Origin of the sequence: Bradyrhizobium sp. C-145, assembly GCF_023375135.1 — a bacterium.
In the GTDB taxonomy this organism is placed as follows: Bacteria; Pseudomonadota; Alphaproteobacteria; order Rhizobiales; family Xanthobacteraceae; genus Bradyrhizobium; species Bradyrhizobium zhanjiangense.
The window spans coordinates 8,395,100-8,411,216 of the sequence record NZ_CP088150.1 but is presented as its reverse complement, the minus strand read 5'-3'; the positions used below and the strand labels follow the sequence as shown (position 1 = coordinate 8,411,216).

Here is a 16,117-nt window from a genome sequence, read left to right as displayed (position 1 = left end):
TATAGTTTGTCGGACAATCGACATTGGAGGCCGTTTTGCCTGTCGCGCCGCTCTTTCGTCCGATCGATGTCGCGCCGGCCTATCAGAAGGTCGCCGACGCCATCGAACGCGAGATCGTCAATGGCCGCATCAGGCCGGGCGATCCCATCGGCACCGAGCACGATCTCGTCCGCCAGTTTGGGGTCAACCGCTCGACCATTCGCGAGGGCATCCGTGTGCTGGAGGAGGGCGGGCTGATCCGGCGCGACTCCTCGCGCCGCCTGCACGCCTGTCTGCCGCGCTACAGCAAGCTGGCAAGCCGGCTCAGCCGCGCCCTGGTCCTGCATGAGGTCACCTTCCGCGAGCTCTACGAGGCGTCGATGACGCTGGAAGTCGCCAGCATCGAAGGCGCAGTGGAGCGAGCGACGGAAGACAACATCGCCGAGCTCACCGACAATCTCGCGCGCAGCGAGGCCGTGGTCGGTGATCCCGCGATGCTCGCCGAATGCGATGCCGAATTCCACGTGCTGGTTGCCAAGGCCTCGCAGAACCGGGTGCTTCAGCTCGCCCGCGAGCCGGCCGCGCAATTGTTCTATCCGACCACCGAGATGATCGTGACCGGCGTGGCCGAAGGCGGGCCGCGTCTCGTCGCCGCGCATCGCCATCTGATCGACGCGATTCGCCGCCGCGACCGCGAGGCCGGCGTGCTGTGGACGCGTCGGCACTTGCAGGACTGGCGCCGCGGCTTCGAAAAAATCGCTTCGCTCGATCGCTCGGTCGAGCACATGTACATGGAGCACGCGCAGGCGGCCCGGCGCAGGTAGCGCCCGTGGAATTCAAACGGCTTCAACAAACAAAGATAATCCTTGGAGGAACACATGACCGGCGACACCGCAGCCACCATCTCGAAAGCGCGCGAGCATTCCATCGGCGATCTCCTGCGCCGCTCGGCGAGCCGGGAGCCGAACAAGCTCGCGGTGAGCTGCGGCAATGTCAGCTGGAGCTTTGCCGAGATGGACGCGATCTGCAACCGGCTCGGCCGCGGCCTGCTCGGCCTCGGCATCAAGAAAGGCGACCGTCTTGCGGTGCTCTCGCGCAATTCACACGCCTTCGCGGCGCTGCGCTTTGCAGCGGCACGGATCGGCGCGGTGCTCGTGCCGATCAACTTCATGCTCAATCCGGACGAGATCAATTTCATCCTGAAGAGCTCGGGGGCAAAGCTGCTTGCGACCGGTCCTGATTTCGTCGAGCCGGCGCGCGCGGCCAGCGCCAGGGATTGCGCCGTCGAGAAGCTGATCTGGTTGCCGGGCGAGGATCCCGCCACGGCACCTTCGGGCCTCACCACCTTCGATGATCTCTTGCATGCCGACGGCTCGTTCCTGGACGTGTCCGTCGATAGCCGCGATCTCGCACAGATCGTCTACACCAGCGGCACGGAGTCGCTGCCCAAGGGCGCGATGCTGACCCATGAAGCCGTGATGTGGCAGTATGTCAGCTGCATCATCGACGGTGGCATGAGCGTGGACGACAAGTTCCTGCACGCATTGCCGCTGTATCACTGCGCTCAGCTCGACGTCTTTCTGGGGCCGCAAATCTATCTCGGCGCTTCCGGCGTGATCACGGGCAAGCCGACCGCCGACAACATCCTGGCGCTGATCCAGGCGCACAGGATCACCTCGTTCTTCGCGCCGCCGACGATCTGGATCGCGATGCTGCGCTCGCCGAATTTTGACAAGACCGATCTGTCGACCTTGCAGAAAGGCTATTATGGCGCTTCGATCATGCCTGTGGAGGTGCTGCTCGAGCTGCAACGCCGTCTGCCCAACGTCAAATTCTGGAATTTCTATGGCCAGACCGAGATCGCTCCGCTCGCGACCGTGCTGCGCCCCGAGGACCAGCTGCGCAAGGCCGGCTCGGCCGGCAAGCCGGTGCTCAACGTCGAGACGCGCGTGGTCAACACCGCGATGGAGGACGTCAAGGTTGGTGAGGTCGGCGAGATCGTGCACCGCTCGCCGCATCTGTTGTCCGGCTATTACAACGATCCCGTGAAGACCGCGGCGGCGTTTTCGGGCGGCTGGTTTCACTCGGGCGACCTCGCCACCGTCGACGACGAGGGCCACATCACCGTGGTCGATCGCGTCAAGGACATGATCAAGACCGGCGGCGAGAACGTCGCAAGCCGCGAGGTCGAGGAGATGGTCTACCGCATCCCCGCCGTCTCCGAGGTCGCCGTGGTCGGCCTGCCCGATCCGCGCTGGATCGAGGCGGTGACCGCGATCATCGTGGTCAAGAGCGGCGAGACGCTGGACGAAGAGTCCGTCATCCAGCATTGCGCCGGCCAGATGGCGCATTTCAAGGTGCCCAAGCGCGTCATCTTTGTTGATAGCCTGCCGAAGAATCCGAGCGGCAAGCTGCTCAAGCGCGAATTGCGTCAGCGCTTCGTCGGCGGCGAGACGCTCGACAAGGCGATCCAGAAGAATTTTGGAACGTGAACGCGCTTTTCGCCTCTCCCGCGCCTGTCCCGCCGAAGCTTTAGCGAAGGCGGATGCGGGCGAGGTGTCCGCGAGTCCCTCCCGTAGGTTTGAAATAAGTCGGCATCCACATCGTCATTGCGAGCGCAGCGAAGCAATCCAGAGTCTTCCCGCGGTGGCAGTCTGGATTGCTTCGCTGCGCTCGCAATGACGGGAGGAGGAAACTGCACGAGTCCCTCTAGCACCATTTCCACGGACGCGGCCCGTCACCCCGGCCCTCTCCCCGTGCAGGGCAAGGAGAGGGGGAAGAACTCAATATTTCTTCACCGCCGCCCCGAAGGCCAGCCACAGCGCCATCGAGACCAGCCCGAAACCGCCGAGCAGCAGGAAGGTCGGGCCGTAGCCGACCCATTGCGCGATCCAGCCGCCGAGCGCGGGACTGAGGCTCGCGCCGACGCCCTGCACCGTGATCACGGCGCCCTGGCCGAGATTGATGCGGCCGGTGCCGTTGAGCGAGCGCGCGACCATGCCGGGGACGGCAACCGTCTGGAGCCCGGTGCCGATGCCGTCGAGCACCTGCATCGGTACGACGCCCCACCATCCCGTGACGAAGAAGGCAAGCACGCCGCGGATGGGCAGGAACATGAAGGAGATCAGGATCACTGGCCAGTAATTGCGCTTGCTCGCGACCTTCATCGCGATCAGCGAGGTCACGATCATCACGCCCTGCGCGATCACGATAGTGGTCGCGACGAAGCTCGGGCCATTGGCCTGGGCGTCGGCCACCGCCGCAAGTCCGTAGAGTGGCACGATCGCGGCATTGCCGAGATGGAAAAGGGCGAGCGCGAGTGCCAGCACGAGCAGCGGCTTGTGCTTGAGCAACATCGTCATCGCATCCGGCGGAGCTTTGGAGTCATCCTCCTTGCTGCCGCGCGAGGCGCGATCGTCGATCGCCTTGGCGGGGATCATCAGCACGCAGGCGATCGCGATGGCGCCGAACACGGCCGCCAGCACGAAAACGGCAAAATAGCCAAGCCTGTAGCCAAGATAGCCCGACAGCGCGGCGCCGACCATGTTGCCGGCGTGATTGTACGCCTGGTTGCGGCCATTGAGTGCGTTGAAGCCCTTCTGCTTGGCGATGCCGAGCGTGATGCCGGTCACCGCTGGCACAATCGCGGCACTCGCCAGCGATTGTGCGACCTGGGAAAAGGTGACGGCCCAGAAGTTTTGCGAGATCAGGATGATTGCAGATGCCAGTACCACGCAGATGCCGGGAATGACGACCCACATGCGCTTATTGCGGCTGGAATCGATGAAGCCGCCGATCGGCGTCGTGACCAGCATGCCCGCGACATTGCCGACCGTCATCGCGGTGCCGATCAATCCGCTCGCCCAGCCGCGCTCCTGCAGGAAGACGCCGACGAACGGCCCGATGCCCGACTGCATGTCGGCCATGAAGAAGTTGAGCGCGAACAGGGGCCAGATACGAGGTGAAGGGCGCGATGTCATCGAGACGCTGAACGCAATGCTGCCGATCGACTGAGATCTCGCATGAGGCGGAGACTGCGGGCCCATAGTGCCCGGGGCGGACCAGAACCCAACCTGCACGCATCGCGTTGGTTCCGATCGTCCTTGTGATCGCAGGGCCTGCGACGTCATGTCATACTTGCGACGGTCTCAATCAGGATAACGGCCATGCCACTCTGGACCTGCGAAACCTGCGGCGCGCAATTTCCGGACAGCGGACATCCGCCCGCATCCTGTCCGATCTGCGAGGACGAACGGCAGTATGTGGGTTGGAAAGGGCAGATTTTCCTGACCCGCGAGACGCTGGCAGAGCGCCACCGCGTCGTCTGGCGCGACGATCTCGGCCTGACCGGCCTCTCGCTCGAGCCGAGCTTCGCCATCGGCCAGCGCGCGCTGCTGGTGCCGCTCAGCGAGGGCTGCTTGATGTGGGACTGCGTACCGATGGCAACACCAGAGGCGATTGCGCATGTGCGTTCGCTCGGCGGACTGAAGGCGATCGCAATCTCGCATCCGCATTATTATGGTGCGCTCGCCGACTGGAGCGAGGCGTTCGGCGGCGTGCCGGTCTATCTGCAGGCAGATGATCGCCAATGGGTGACGCGGCCACATGCATCGATCGTGCACTGGGCTGGCGATCACCATCGCATCTCCGACGACGTGCTGTTGCTGCGTGCTGGCGGTCATTTCGCCGGCGCCACCGTGTTGCACTGGCGGCACGGTGCGGGCGGCACGGGCGCGCTGCTCACCGGCGATATCGCGCAGGTGACGATGGATCGCCGCTTCGTCAGCTTCATGTATTCCTACCCCAGCTACACGCCGCTCAACGCCGCCGCAGTGCGGCGGATCGCGGCGGCGGTCGAGCCGCTCGCTTTCGATCGCATCTATGGTGCCTGGTGGGACCGCAACATCGCCGCAGGTGCCAAGGCCGCGTTTGAGGCGTCGGTCGCGCGTTATCTGGCGGCCATCTCCTGAGCCACATGTCGGTTCGGGAGCGCTTGCTACGCTTTAATAACTGTACTATAAGTACATTATTGAGCGCGGGTTTCGGCATGATCGATGCATCGCCAAACGCCGCGCGCCTTGCAGTGCCTGAGCGGGAGTTGGGTCCATGACGGCGCAACGCGACTACGAGATATTCGAGGCCGGCGACGTCACGCTCCAGTCCGGCACCGTCTTTCCCGCGCTGAAGCTCGCCTGCAAGACCTGTGGAACGCTGAGCCCGGCCAGGGACAACGTCATCCTCTATCCGACCTCGTTCAGCGCGCAGCACGTCGACACCGAATGGCTGATCGGGCCCGACGGCGTGCTCGATCCCACCCGCTACTTCATCATCATCCCGAACCTGTTCGGCAACGGCCTGTCGTCATCGCCGTCGAATACGGCCGGGCCGTTCCCGAAGGTGACCTATCACGACGCGATCGCGGTCCAGCACCGGCTGCTCACCGAACATTTCGGCATCTCGACGCTCGCGCTGGTCTATGGCTGGTCGATGGGCGGCATGCAGGCCTATCATTGGGCGGCTCTGCATCCTGATATGGTCGAGCGCGCAGCGATCGTCTGCGGCAGCGCGCGCTGCGCGCCTTACAATCATGTCTTTCTCGAAGGCGTGAAGGCCGCCCTGACCGCCGATCCCGCCTTCCGCGATGGCCGCTTCGTCGAAAAGCCCGTTGCCGGCTACCGCGCGATGGGACGCGTCTATGCCGGCTGGGCGATGTCGCACGGCTTCTATCGCGACGAGATTTGGCGCGAAGCCGGTTTCACCTCGCTGGAGGATTATCTCGTCCGTGGTTGGGATGCGACCTTTGCGCGGCGCGATGCCAATGATCTCCTGGCGCAGATCGAGATCTGGCAGAGTGGTGACGTCAGCCGCTGCGCCGCATTCGGTGGCGATTTCGACCGCGCGCTCGCCGCGATCAAGGCCCACATGCTGCTGATGCCGGGTGCGACCGATCGCTATTTCGACGTCCGCGACAACGAGGACGAGCTCGGCCGGTTGGCCAGCGCAAAATCCGCGGTGTTGCATCCGATCCCGTCGCAGCACGGCCATCGCGCCGGCAACCCCGTGAACAATCCGCGTGATCAGGCTTTCATCAAGGCCGAGATCGCAGCGCTTCTCAGCAGATAGGCAGGCATCCGGTCATGACTGACACAACCGTTTCAGAGCCCGGCCATCGCCTGAAACCGCTGACACCGGCGATGCTGCGCCAATTGTCGGTCCGCTCCAATCTCCGGGGCGCGGCGCAGAGCCTCGGCCATTACGGCGCGATCGTGCTGATGGGCACGCTGATCTGGATGACCGTCTCGCGCCATGGCGTGCTCTGGGCGCTGCCGTTGATGGCGGTGCAGGGCTATTTCGTGGCGTTCCTGTTCATGGCCGTGCACGAGACCGCGCACAAGACCGCGTTCAAAAGCCGCGGCCTCAATCTCACTGTGGGCTATCTCTCGGCCTTCATCATCGGATTGCCTTACGAATATTACTGCCTGTTTCACTGGGATCATCACCGCTATACCCAGGATCCGAACAAGGATCCTGAGCTGATCGTCGGCGTGAAGCCGACCTCCGACACGCAGCTCGCGATCGCCTATAGCGGCCTGCTCCAGGTCGCCGGGCGTCTGCGGCTGATGCTCGGCCACGCCGTCAGCGGCAAGGTCGTCGTGCCCTGGATCCCCGAGAGCAAGCGCGCCATCATCGTCGCCGAGGCGCGCGCCTATGTCGCGCTCTACGCGCTGTTGCTTGCGCTGTCGCTGTGGCTCTCCTCGGCGCTGCTGCTCTGGGTCTGGATCGTCCCACTTGCGATCGGGCAGTTCTTCCTGCGGCCGTATCTCTACGCCGAGCATACCGGCTGCAACCGCACCCGCAGCGCCTTCCAGAATACCCGCACGACCTATACGGGCGCGATCGTCAAATGGTTCGCGTGGAACATGCCCTATCATGTCGAGCATCACGCCTATCCCTCGATCCCCTTTCATGCGCTGCCGAAGCTGAACGAGCTCGTCGATGGCGAGATCGTCCATCGCGGCCGCGGCTACATCAGAACGACGCGCGAGACCTGGGCCTGGTTTCGCCGGCAGCAGCAAGGCGGCTAACTCAACGCAAAGCTCCGGTCGCGGTGCGACCGGAGCTTTGTCGTGAAGGCGAGGTATCAGTAGATCCCGTAGGCGCAGACATTCACGACGCGGACGCGCAGGCCGTGACGGGTCTGGACGAGGCGCTCCTGGTAGCAGTTGCTGACGCCGGTGTTGACATAGACGCCGCCAAAGCCCCAACCCGGGCCCCAGCCATGACCCCAGTGGTGATGATGGAATCCGCCGGCCGAGGCGGCGGTGGGGGCGAGCGCGGCAACGCCGAGCGAGCCGGCAGCAATCAGACCAAGTGCAAGCTTACGAAACATCTTCATTCTCCATGTGGCGCAGGGCCATTGTTGTGTCCCTGCATCTCGGTCGGACCGAGACGCGAATGCGTTCACCGCGTTGGCTGAGAATCGTGTTTCAGGATTGTTTCGTGGGCCGCGACAAAATGTGCCGCCTTGAGGCTTTTCGCGCCACGCGATAGCGCGCGGCCATCGCCTGCGTCAGCTCGATCATCTTGTCGCGGAGATCGGCGGGCTCCAGCACTTCGGCCTCGGGGCCCAGCCGCAACAGTTCGGCCGCGGCATGCCATGACGTCTTGCCGACCGGGACCTTGGCGATACGCCAGCCATCTGCGTCGACGGTCTCCTCAAGCTGCGTGCGTGCCTTGACGTAAGGCTGGCTCAACGCATCGAGCAGCTTGACGCCGAATGGCGACAGCCGGACGACCGCGACATTGGGATGCATCTCGGCCTCGAGACGAAGTGTCGCGGCCTGCCAGTAAGCTGCGAGATCGAAATCGGCGGGACGATCGAAGCGATCGTCGAGCGCCGTGCAGTCGAGCACCCGCGCGACGCGATAGGTGCGCACGTTGCCGTCGACTTGCCCTGCGAGATACCAGCTGCCGCCCTTCAGCACGAGGCCGAGCGGGGCGACGCGGCGCTGTTTCTCTGCGCGCCAGCTCTGGTAGCGGATCTTGATCAGCGTCCCGCGCAACGCCGCGCCGGCGATGGTGCGCAAATGCTTTGGGTCTTCGGCCTCGCCAAACCAGGCGGGCGCGTCCAGGTGAAATCTTTCCTGCATCCGCCCGGCGTCCTCGCGCAGATTCGCGGGCAGTGCCGCCATCAGCTTGTTTTGCGCGGCGATCATCGCAGCGTCCAGCCCCAGCGCCGCGGCCGGGCCCGGCAAACCCGCCAGAAACAGCGCGCCTGCCTCGCTCTGCGACAGCCCGTTCAGCCGCACGCGATAGCCGTCGAGCAGGCGATAGCCGCCCTCCGCGCCGCGGTCGGCGTAGACAGGGACGCCGGACGCAGCGAGCGCATCGATGTCGCGATAGATCGTGCGCACCGAGACCTCGCAGGCTTCCGCGAGTTCGGGCGCCGTGACCTGTCCCCTGGCCTGGAGGGTGGTGAGGATCGACAGCATTCGGCTCGCGCGCATGATTCCTTAAACCATACCTGACACAGGATGTCAGGTATGGTCCGCTACAGATGCCATCGCCAAATGGGCAGATAGGAGACCCGCCATGACCGATCCGAACCGCATCACGCTGTATTATTCGCCGCAGAGCCGCGCCACCGGCACGCGGGTGCTGCTGGAGGAGTTGGGCGCGCCCTACGATCTCCATGTCCTCAACATGAAGGCGGGCGAGCAGCGCAAGGACGCCTATCTCGCCATCAACCCGCTCGGCAAGGTACCGGCGGTCCGCCACGGCGAGGCGCTCGTGACCGAGCAGGTCGCGATCACCATCTATCTCGCCGACCTGTTTCCGCAGGCGGGGCTGGCGCCCGCGCTGAACGATTCCTTGCGCGGTCCTTATCTGCGCTGGATCGCCTATTATGGTGCCTCGTTCGAGCCGGCCATGATCGACAAGTTCATGCAGCGCGAGCCGGCGCCGATTACGCAATCGCCCTATGCCGATTACGACACCATGCTGGGCGCGCTCGAGGCGCAGCTGTCGAAGGGGCCGTATCTGCTCGGCGAGCGCATGACGGCGGCGGATGTGTTGTGGGGCGTCGCGTTCAGCTGGACCATGATGTTCGGCATCGTGCCGAAGAAGGACGTGTTCGTCCGCTATGCCGAGCGCATCACCTCGCGCCCTGCGTACCAGCGCATCACTGCGGCCGATGCCGAGATGGCGGCGCAGCATGCCGCGGTTGCTGGTGGGTAGGCAGCGCGCCTCAATCTCCGCTGTCGTCCCAGGCCAGCGTCAGCGCAGACCCGGGATCCATAACCACAGGATTTGGTGTGGCGAAGACTCGGAGTTATCAGCCTGCCACCTTTACCACTCCCTGTGGTTATGGATCCCGGATCTGCGCGCGCTTGAGGCGCGCTTGTCCGGGACGACGGCTGAATGTGGAGCCCTCGTGCTCCCTCACCGGTCTCTCAAAACCGCGGTGCCCGTTTCTCCGCAAACGCCTTGATGCCTTCCTTGATCTCGTCGCCGCGCATGCTGTCGCGGTGGCGCTGGTCGGCGGCGGTTTCGTCGAGCTCGCCGCGGGCGAACTCGTTGATGGCGCGCTTCATGCCGCGCATCGCCTGCGGCGCGTTGCCGGCGAGGACGCCAGCGAGCTTGTCGACCTCCTCATCCAGGAATTCCACCGGCACCATGGCCGTGAGATAGCCGATGCGCAGCATCTCCGGCGCGCTGATCCTCGCGGCGGTGAGGAACAGCTTTTTCGCATTGTCGAGGCCGAGGCGGGTCACGTAGCGTTTGATGCCGCTCGGGTAATAGTGCAGCCCAAGCCGCGCCGCCGGCATGAACATCTCGGCGGTGTCGACGCCGATGCGGAAATCGCAGGCCAGCGCGAGGTCGGTCGAGCCGCCATAGACGCCGCCGTTGAGCCGGCAGATCGTCGGCACGCCCAAATCCTCGAGACGGTTGACGACGACCTCGAACGCCGAGCCCGCGCTCTGCTGCTCGCTCGCGCTCACCGCGCGCTCCGCCACGGAATTGAGATCGTAGCCCGCGGAGAAGGCGCGCCCGGTGCCGGTCAGCACCAGCACGCGAATGGCCGGATCGCTCTCGACCCGGTCGAACAACTTAACGAGCTCGCTGAGATCCCCCGCCTGGAGCCGGTTGAGATGTTTTGGCCTATTGAGGCGGATGGTGGCGCGTGCGCCCGTGATTTCGAGTACGGGGCTGGTCGCGTCGGCTGTGTCCGACATTCTTGTCTCCATTTACGTGTTCTCGAGCGCGCGCCGTTTTGCTTCCGCGTCGATGGTCTCGGCGAGATCGGGATGCCGCGCCATCAGCACGCGGAAATCGACGAGATCGAGCACCAGAAGCCGCGATACTTTCGTGGTCGAGACGTTGGCACCGCGCTTGTTGTTGCCGAGCAGCGCCATCTCGCCGAAAAAGGCGCCTTCACCGAGCTGCACTTTCTTGCCGGGCAGGTCGACCTCGACCTCGCCGGCGGCGATGAAATACATGCAGTCGCCATGCGTCCCCTTGCGGATGACCAAGGTGCGAGCCGGCAGCTCCATGGTCCGCAGCATATGGGTGACGTCGGCGATGGCCGCAGGCCCCAGCGCCGCAAAGAACGGCACCTTGCTGACGGATTCCCAGGTCTTGAGGAAATTGTCGCGACGGGTCTCCGCGGCAAAGCCGGTCGCCAGGATACCGGTCCACAGCCCGAATACGCCGAGGCCGGAGATCATCACCAGCGCCGCCACCAAGCGTCCAAGCGGGGTGACCGGCACGACGTCGCCATAGCCCGTCGTCGTCAGTGTGACGACGGCCCACCACAAAGCGGCGGGGACGCTGCCGAACGTCTGCGGCTGGACGTCCCGCTCCAGGAAATATTCGGCGACGGAAGCGAGGAAGATCACCATCAGGAAGATCACGAGCACGCTGACCAGCGGCCCGGATTCCAGCACCAGCACGCGGCGGAGCTGCCGCAAGCCCGGGATGCCCGGCACCACTTTCAGCACCCAGAGCACGCTGAGCAGCCACGCCGTCTTCGGCTCGACGCCGAGAACCAGCGCGAGCGGCACGGCCAGAGCCCCGATCGCGTCAACGATGCCGGCAGAGGAGGACATGTAGAGCGAAAGCCGCCCTTGGCGCGCCATGTGGCGCAGCCGAATCAGCCATTCGAAGACGAAATAGACGAGGCAGGCCCATAGCAGGCCGTTAACCCAGCCGCGCGCCTCATTGGCCCGGTTGTCTGTCAGCAGCACCATGCTGAGCACGCCGACGCCGACGGCCACATAGGCCGTCTTGGTCATGTTGCGGCCGGCCGTGGCGGCCGCGAACTGGGCCAGAGCGGAAATCAGCGGCTTGGACATGCGGGAAGGCGGCTCGGTTCTGGCTCGTGTGGTCCGGCTGGGACTTCAGGGCCAAAGTGCCCGCCCGGACCGAGGCCGTCAACGACGGGCGCGGGCCGCAGCGTCGTCGAACAGGGGAGGGCGGTGAGGCGGCCGGCGGAGCGCCCGGCTGAGGCTACCTGAAGTGCGGTGGCTCGTCGTAGCCGCGGCGGCTGCTGAAAAACAGCAGCACCATCAGGCCAATGCCGACGACGAGGGAAAATCCAGCCCCCAGCGCGAGGGCCCAATAGCCTTCCGTCGGGATCGGATCGCCTTCGACCGTCATGGCGGAATAGGCGAAATAGCCAACTGCCGCCAGCATTCCCAGCAGGAAGATGACGAGGAGTGTACGCATGGCGCGTTCTCCAGCTGCTATCCGTGAGCCAACGGCTGTGGATGGGGACGGTTCCTGAGTTCCGACTGTCCATCCACCGCCAAGACGTCCGGCAGCCCCGACTTGAGGACATCAAACTGTCGGATCAGGCGCTCTGGGCGGTCTTGACCACCACGACGTTGCTGTCGTCCTGCGGCGGGCCGGTATCGCGGGCGGCCTTTTCACTCCCGCTGGCATGACGTTTCAGGTAGTCGCGGCGCATGCTGATCTCGTCGCGGACGAACTCGTAGCCGAGCTTGAAGGTGTCGAGCCCGTCGGTGCTGATCGTGCCGTCTCTGAGTCCAATGACGGCCCCGCGCAAGATGCCTTCGAGCTCGTCCTGGAGACATTCGAGCTGATCCAGCGAGTGGGCGTGCTCGATCCGCTCGCCGATGTCGAGGATGGCGGTGGAGAGCTCGCTGGCCTTCTCCGGCGCGATCCTCGTGATCTTGGCGTAGATCGCAGCGAAGATCGAGCCGATGACGCTGAGCGCGGCGGCGCCCAGATACATCATGTCGCTGTATTTATCCATGAACGACTTGGTGTCGTCGTTGATGTAATCGGCGGCACCCCGATGCGCCATCACGAAGGCGTCCTTCTCGACGGAGGCCGGCTCTATCCTGCTGGCAAAGCCGTTGTCGAGCCCGAGCGCGGGTTTGTTCTCGTAGACGATGCGTGCGAGCTCGCCAGCGGTGGTCGGGGACATCCTGGATTGTGCGACCAGGAGCCATTCGAGCCCGATCGTGTCGAGATCGTCGTCGGGAATTTGCGGGTACGTCGACAACGTGCCTGCTGTCAGCGTCTCGTCGGAAATGCCCGGGAGTTTGCGCGCCAGCGTCTTGGCGTCGTCGATCGCGTTGAGCGTGAAGCCGCCGCGCTTGGCAGCCTGTTCATAGGATTTGTCCCGCACTGCCCTGGAGGCGTGGACGATGGCGATCACCGCGCTGAAGCCGCTCGCCGGCGCAAACAGCTTGTCGAGTGTTGCGCCCTGCGGTGCCATCTGGATCTTGGCGGCATCGGGACCGTCGGGGACGTCGAGAATACTGCGGACGAAGGCGAGCGAGGATTCGTTCTCGGCGATGACCGCGACCTTCTTCTTCTTCAGCTCGGCGAGCGACTTGATCTTCTTGTTGCCGGGACCGAGCAGGAGCACGAGATCGTGCTCGAGGATCGCAAGCGTGCGCGCCCGCAGCGGCACTTTGGCGTCCGTGCGCAGCACGGCGAGGTCGGCCTGCCTGCGATCGAACTGTGCGATCGCCTTGGCGTTGTCCGCGTTGTTGACGATCTTGATCCGGAAACGCGAGGCGTTGTTCTTGAGGAGAGTGGCGAGCTTGGCCGCGAACAGCGCCTCGTCGCTGTTGGGGCCGCCGACGGCAAAGGTCAGCGTTTCCGAATTGTGCACCAGCGTGCGGCCGGCCCAGACGGTGGCGAGCGACAGCAGCAAGGTCAGCACGACGTAGAGAAAGACCTGCTGCTGGTTGGTCTTGATCACCTTGGGGCGCCGCGGCGGCGGCTCGGGTTGTGATGCGGTGGGGCCTTCAGTACTCATGGCAGCACTCTGGCCTTAATCTTTGGCTGGCGGCGCATGGCAGTATGGGAAGCGCAGCAGTCGCCCTGCAATTCGTAAACGTCTGAAAAAAGAACGATATTCTCTGCCGCCGATGATAGCGCGAAGGTCACGGAATGCAAATTTCGAGCCGAAGGTAACCTTACTCGACGCCGCCGCGGCGATTGGTCATCCTATCACCAGTTAGCCACAGTTGGCGATTTTCCGGTTCCCCCGGCTGCATTCCGCCGCGGGAAATGTCATAAATCAGAGGTCCCGGCGATTTGACCGGTCCAAGAAGAAGTTGCGCTGAACGCTCCAATTTTTCTTGTCACCTCAATGAGGGCGTCAGCTTGTCGTTTCCACCCATGTCTTCGGCGGTTCCGGTTGAAGCGCTCATTGGCTGGATGCTGCTGCTCACCTTCAAGCACATCATCGCCGATTTCGTCCTCCAGACCGCCTGGATGGCGCATGGCAAGGACCAGAAGCACGGCTGGGCCTTGCCGCTTCTGGTGCACTGCCTCGTTCACCTTGCGGTTGCGCTGCCGCTGATCCTGATCGTGGCGCCGAAATTCTGGTTCGTGGCGTTCATCGACTTCGCGATCCACATCACGATCGACCGCGCCAAGGGATTCATCTCGGCCAATTTCGGTGTCGACCTAGCGCATCCCTGGTTCTGGACCCTGATCGGCGTCGACCAGGCGCTGCATCACCTTACCGGCTTCGGCCTGTCCATCTTCATGGCGGCGAACTGAGCCTAGCCACGTTTGACCGGCTGGTCGGCCTTGCATGGTTCGAGGCGCGCCGTGCGGCGGCGCTCCTCACCATGAGGGTCTGGGATCTCGCCGCGGGACAAGACCTCATCCTGCGGGCCGCCAAAGGCGGGCGTCTCGAAGGAGGGCCACCGGAAACTCTCTTTCCTCTGCCCTCCGATTCGCGGCCAGAGCGCAAGCACCCCGGGTCACTACCGGGCAGCGTGGTTAACCTTTCGTTAGAGAATTGCGCTGCATCTTCCCCACACGAGGGAGAACTGCAATGTTTTCAAGCCGCGATTCCTTTGAAAGCGATTTCTGTCCGGTTCGCGACGAGCTCCTTGGCGAGATGTATCGCGCCAGCGCGAGTGGCCTGCCGAGGCTGGTTGAGAGTGTTTCCCCTGACGCGCGCGTCAGGCTGGCGCTGTTCTGCTATCGCCGCAGCCATCTGCATTCGCTGGCGGTCGCGATCGCCGCCAGCTGCAGCGAGCGCGACCTGATCGAGAACGGCGGCCGCGTCGGTTCGACGCTCTACGCGCTGTCGCGCGAGGGCGCCGCGAAATCCGCGCCGTCGCTGTCGGGCGGGCGCAAGCCGATCACGCTGTCGACCAAGCCGCTGTCGGTGCTGGCACCGCTGGAGGACGAACTCGACGACGAGATCAGCGAAGCCGTTCCGGCCTAAGCGGCCTCTATCACCGCAAGCCCGAACTTCCGCCGCGCCATCGCGCATTCGGCGTCACCGGGCATGCAGGTGCGGCACACCTCCGGCCGCACGGCATAGATGCCGCACGCCGTCGCCTTACCGATCTCTCCCGTTAACGCCGAGCAGCGATCGCCCTCGCAGCGCATGCCGGATTGACGCGCGTTGACCAGCGCCTCCGGGATCGCTGCAAGCTCTTCGTCGCTCTCGATCGAGAAGCGCGGCCAGTTCGCCGAATAGCCGCAGCAGGCGCCGCAACTCTGGCAACAGCTCAACAGGTCGAGGGGCGAGGTCTGTTCCATCGTTGTCACGTGTCCTTTGGTGGACCCCAGACCAGGCTCTGCCGCCATCTTGCGCGCAGCACGTCGCGCCGCTCCGGATATTTCTCGTCGAGATAGGTTGCCTCGACCACGCGGTCGGTGCGGAAGCTGCGGAAGTCGCTGCGCAGCTCGCACCAGGCCGCGAGCAGGCGCACGGCTTCGAGATAGCCGACCGAGATCGGCCAGATCATGCGCTCGCTGGCGCGGCCCTGCTCATCACGATAGCGCAGCATGATCTTCTTGCCTTCGTGGATCTGGGTGCGCGTGCGCGCCATGTCCAGGCGATCCGGCTCCCTGTTCCAGCTCGGCCGCGCCCGGCTCGCCGGCTCCAGCACGAAGGGACGCAGGCGCTCGGGGACGGTGTCGGCGATCTTGGCCATCAAATCCTCGGCGGCGCGCGCCAGCGCGGAATCGGCGTGGCCCGCGACCCATTGCGCGCCCAGCACCGCCGCCTCGATCTCGTCGGGCGTCAGCATCAGCGGCGGCAAGTCGAAACCCTTCTCCAGGATGTAACCCATGCCGGCTTCGCCGCGGATCGGCACGCGCTGGCCGATCAGCGTTGCGATGTCGCGATAGATGGTGCGCTTCGACGTCTCGAGCTCGGCCGCGATCGCGTCCGCCGTCAGCGGTTTACGCGTGCGCCTCAGCACCTGGATGATCTGAAACAGCCTGTCGGCGCGTCTCATGACGGGTCTCTTGTTCGTGGTCTTTTCAAAAGGCGGCGCGCGGCTGCTGACAGGATGTTGGCAGCAGGGGAGTTCTATACCGGGACAACACGTCGACTGAAGAGGATTTGTCCATGATCGTTCCAACCCATTTCGGCCCCGCTGGCCCGCTGTGGCGCAACCAGATGTGGCAGGCCCGGACGTTTAGCCGCCTCGTTTCGCTCGATCTCATGGCCGTCGATCTCCGATTTGCGTTCGCAAGCGTGGTGGCACGCTCGCTGATCCAGGCTGCGGACGCGCTCGCCCGCCACATCATGAGCCGCGCCTGGCAGGGGGCCCGTTTCGCAGAAGATATCACGGCTGCTGCCACCATGGTGGCAGCAGCCGGTAGGTAGGTTCCGTTCACGTTC

General features: G+C 64.4%; 18 protein-coding genes. 9 read left to right on the top strand and 9 right to left on the bottom strand.

The genetic code is table 11. The features are described from left to right. Positions 1-35 precede the first annotated feature (35 nt). Complete coding sequence (locus tag LRP30_RS39580) at positions 36-803, top strand: FCD domain-containing protein (protein ID WP_249758297.1); 768 nt, start codon at positions 36-38, stop codon at positions 801-803. Positions 804-857: 54 nt separating this feature from the next. Next, on the top strand, positions 858-2,471 hold the full coding sequence (locus tag LRP30_RS39575) for an acyl-CoA synthetase (protein ID WP_249758296.1): 1,614 nt from the start codon (positions 858-860) through the stop codon (positions 2,469-2,471). Between the two features lie 291 nt (positions 2,472-2,762). Here LRP30_RS39575 and LRP30_RS39570 read toward each other — a convergent pair whose 3' ends face one another. Beyond that, positions 2,763-3,959 carry an MFS transporter gene (locus LRP30_RS39570; RefSeq protein WP_128942385.1) on the bottom strand — a complete coding sequence of 399 codons (1,197 nt, stop codon included), beginning with the start codon at positions 3,957-3,959 and terminating at the stop codon, positions 2,763-2,765. 186 nt (positions 3,960-4,145) lie between these two features. On the opposite strand from LRP30_RS39570, the gene LRP30_RS39565 reads away from it, so the two are divergent. From LRP30_RS39565 to LRP30_RS39555, 3 genes are all read left to right on the top strand, one after another. Next, positions 4,146-4,949 (top strand): MBL fold metallo-hydrolase, encoded by an 804-nt coding sequence (locus tag LRP30_RS39565; RefSeq protein WP_249758295.1) that lies wholly within the window; start codon positions 4,146-4,148, stop codon positions 4,947-4,949. 136 nt (positions 4,950-5,085) lie between these two features. After that, positions 5,086-6,102, top strand: a complete 1,017-nt coding sequence (locus LRP30_RS39560) for an alpha/beta fold hydrolase (RefSeq protein ID WP_249758294.1) — start codon at positions 5,086-5,088, stop codon at positions 6,100-6,102. Between the two features lie 14 nt (positions 6,103-6,116). Then, the gene (locus LRP30_RS39555; RefSeq protein WP_128955596.1) at positions 6,117-7,064 is read left to right on the top strand and encodes a fatty acid desaturase; all 948 of its coding nucleotides are present in this window, start codon (positions 6,117-6,119) and stop codon (positions 7,062-7,064) included. Between the two features lie 56 nt (positions 7,065-7,120). On the opposite strand, the gene LRP30_RS39550 is transcribed toward LRP30_RS39555, so the two are convergent. Together LRP30_RS39550 and LRP30_RS39545 are read right to left on the bottom strand one after the other, a co-directional pair. After that, the gene (locus LRP30_RS39550; protein WP_128936708.1) at positions 7,121-7,369 is read right to left on the bottom strand and encodes a hypothetical protein; all 249 of its coding nucleotides are present in this window, start codon (positions 7,367-7,369) and stop codon (positions 7,121-7,123) included. 97 nt (positions 7,370-7,466) lie between these two features. Next, positions 7,467-8,486 carry a YafY family protein gene (locus LRP30_RS39545; protein WP_249758293.1) on the bottom strand — a complete coding sequence of 340 codons (1,020 nt, stop codon included), beginning with the start codon at positions 8,484-8,486 and terminating at the stop codon, positions 7,467-7,469. Between the two features lie 85 nt (positions 8,487-8,571). Between LRP30_RS39545 and LRP30_RS39540 the strand changes: the two genes are divergently transcribed. Next, positions 8,572-9,216 (top strand): glutathione S-transferase family protein, encoded by a 645-nt coding sequence (locus LRP30_RS39540; protein ID WP_249758292.1) that lies wholly within the window; start codon positions 8,572-8,574, stop codon positions 9,214-9,216. A 215-nt stretch (positions 9,217-9,431) separates the two neighbouring features. Here LRP30_RS39540 and LRP30_RS39535 read toward each other — a convergent pair whose 3' ends face one another. From LRP30_RS39535 to LRP30_RS39520, 4 genes are all read right to left on the bottom strand, one after another. Further along, on the bottom strand, positions 9,432-10,214 hold the full coding sequence (locus LRP30_RS39535) for an enoyl-CoA hydratase/isomerase family protein (RefSeq protein ID WP_249758291.1): 783 nt from the start codon (positions 10,212-10,214) through the stop codon (positions 9,432-9,434). 12 nt (positions 10,215-10,226) lie between these two features. After that, positions 10,227-11,333, bottom strand: a complete 1,107-nt coding sequence (locus tag LRP30_RS39530) for a cyclic nucleotide-gated ion channel (protein WP_249758290.1) — start codon at positions 11,331-11,333, stop codon at positions 10,227-10,229. A gap of 154 nt (positions 11,334-11,487) precedes the next feature. After that, positions 11,488-11,706: a hypothetical protein gene (locus LRP30_RS39525; RefSeq protein ID WP_249758289.1), complete on the bottom strand. Its 219-nt coding sequence runs from the start codon at positions 11,704-11,706 to the stop codon at positions 11,488-11,490. A gap of 124 nt (positions 11,707-11,830) precedes the next feature. Beyond that, on the bottom strand, positions 11,831-13,273 hold the full coding sequence (locus tag LRP30_RS39520) for a TAXI family TRAP transporter solute-binding subunit (protein ID WP_249758288.1): 1,443 nt from the start codon (positions 13,271-13,273) through the stop codon (positions 11,831-11,833). A 404-nt stretch (positions 13,274-13,677) separates the two neighbouring features. Here LRP30_RS39520 and LRP30_RS39515 point away from each other — a divergent pair, with 404 nt between their 5' ends. Together LRP30_RS39515 and LRP30_RS39510 are read left to right on the top strand one after the other, a co-directional pair. After that, on the top strand, positions 13,678-14,025 hold the full coding sequence (locus LRP30_RS39515; RefSeq protein WP_176945729.1) for a DUF3307 domain-containing protein: 348 nt from the start codon (positions 13,678-13,680) through the stop codon (positions 14,023-14,025). A 280-nt stretch (positions 14,026-14,305) separates the two neighbouring features. Continuing rightward, positions 14,306-14,704, top strand: coding sequence for a hypothetical protein (locus tag LRP30_RS39510; protein WP_249758287.1), 399 nt, complete (start codon positions 14,306-14,308; stop codon positions 14,702-14,704). On the opposite strand, the gene LRP30_RS39505 is transcribed toward LRP30_RS39510, so the two are convergent. Continuing rightward, positions 14,701-15,024, bottom strand: coding sequence for a YkgJ family cysteine cluster protein (locus tag LRP30_RS39505; RefSeq protein ID WP_249758286.1), 324 nt, complete (start codon positions 15,022-15,024; stop codon positions 14,701-14,703). The genes LRP30_RS39510 and LRP30_RS39505 overlap by 4 nt on opposite strands. Before the next feature lie 5 nt (positions 15,025-15,029). Beyond that, positions 15,030-15,728 (bottom strand): YafY family protein, encoded by a 699-nt coding sequence (locus tag LRP30_RS39500; protein ID WP_091890491.1) that lies wholly within the window; start codon positions 15,726-15,728, stop codon positions 15,030-15,032. A 113-nt stretch (positions 15,729-15,841) separates the two neighbouring features. Here LRP30_RS39500 and LRP30_RS39495 point away from each other — a divergent pair, with 113 nt between their 5' ends. Beyond that, positions 15,842-16,102: a hypothetical protein gene (locus tag LRP30_RS39495; protein ID WP_249758285.1), complete on the top strand. Its 261-nt coding sequence runs from the start codon at positions 15,842-15,844 to the stop codon at positions 16,100-16,102. Positions 16,103-16,117 lie beyond the last annotated feature (15 nt).

Coding starts and splice junctions, on each gene's coding strand:
- LRP30_RS39550 (WP_128936708.1), bottom strand. CDS start 7,369: ATGTTTCGTAAGCTTGCACTTGGTCTGATTGCTGCCGGCTCGCTCGGC.
- LRP30_RS39500 (WP_091890491.1), bottom strand. CDS start 15,728: ATGAGACGCGCCGACAGGCTGTTTCAGATCATCCAGGTGCTGAGGCGC.
- LRP30_RS39570 (WP_128942385.1), bottom strand. CDS start 3,959: ATGACATCGCGCCCTTCACCTCGTATCTGGCCCCTGTTCGCGCTCAAC.
- LRP30_RS39540 (WP_249758292.1), top strand. CDS start 8,572: ATGACCGATCCGAACCGCATCACGCTGTATTATTCGCCGCAGAGCCGC.
- LRP30_RS39560 (WP_249758294.1), top strand. CDS start 5,086: ATGACGGCGCAACGCGACTACGAGATATTCGAGGCCGGCGACGTCACG.
- LRP30_RS39505 (WP_249758286.1), bottom strand. CDS start 15,024: ATGGAACAGACCTCGCCCCTCGACCTGTTGAGCTGTTGCCAGAGTTGC.
- LRP30_RS39545 (WP_249758293.1), bottom strand. CDS start 8,486: ATGCGCGCGAGCCGAATGCTGTCGATCCTCACCACCCTCCAGGCCAGG.
- LRP30_RS39535 (WP_249758291.1), bottom strand. CDS start 10,214: ATGTCGGACACAGCCGACGCGACCAGCCCCGTACTCGAAATCACGGGC.
- LRP30_RS39525 (WP_249758289.1), bottom strand. CDS start 11,706: ATGCGTACACTCCTCGTCATCTTCCTGCTGGGAATGCTGGCGGCAGTT.
- LRP30_RS39575 (WP_249758296.1), top strand. CDS start 858: ATGACCGGCGACACCGCAGCCACCATCTCGAAAGCGCGCGAGCATTCC.
- LRP30_RS39530 (WP_249758290.1), bottom strand. CDS start 11,333: ATGTCCAAGCCGCTGATTTCCGCTCTGGCCCAGTTCGCGGCCGCCACG.
- LRP30_RS39495 (WP_249758285.1), top strand. CDS start 15,842: ATGATCGTTCCAACCCATTTCGGCCCCGCTGGCCCGCTGTGGCGCAAC.
- LRP30_RS39555 (WP_128955596.1), top strand. CDS start 6,117: ATGACTGACACAACCGTTTCAGAGCCCGGCCATCGCCTGAAACCGCTG.
- LRP30_RS39565 (WP_249758295.1), top strand. CDS start 4,146: ATGCCACTCTGGACCTGCGAAACCTGCGGCGCGCAATTTCCGGACAGC.
- LRP30_RS39510 (WP_249758287.1), top strand. CDS start 14,306: ATGTTTTCAAGCCGCGATTCCTTTGAAAGCGATTTCTGTCCGGTTCGC.
- LRP30_RS39520 (WP_249758288.1), bottom strand. CDS start 13,273: ATGAGTACTGAAGGCCCCACCGCATCACAACCCGAGCCGCCGCCGCGG.
- LRP30_RS39515 (WP_176945729.1), top strand. CDS start 13,678: ATGCTGCTGCTCACCTTCAAGCACATCATCGCCGATTTCGTCCTCCAG.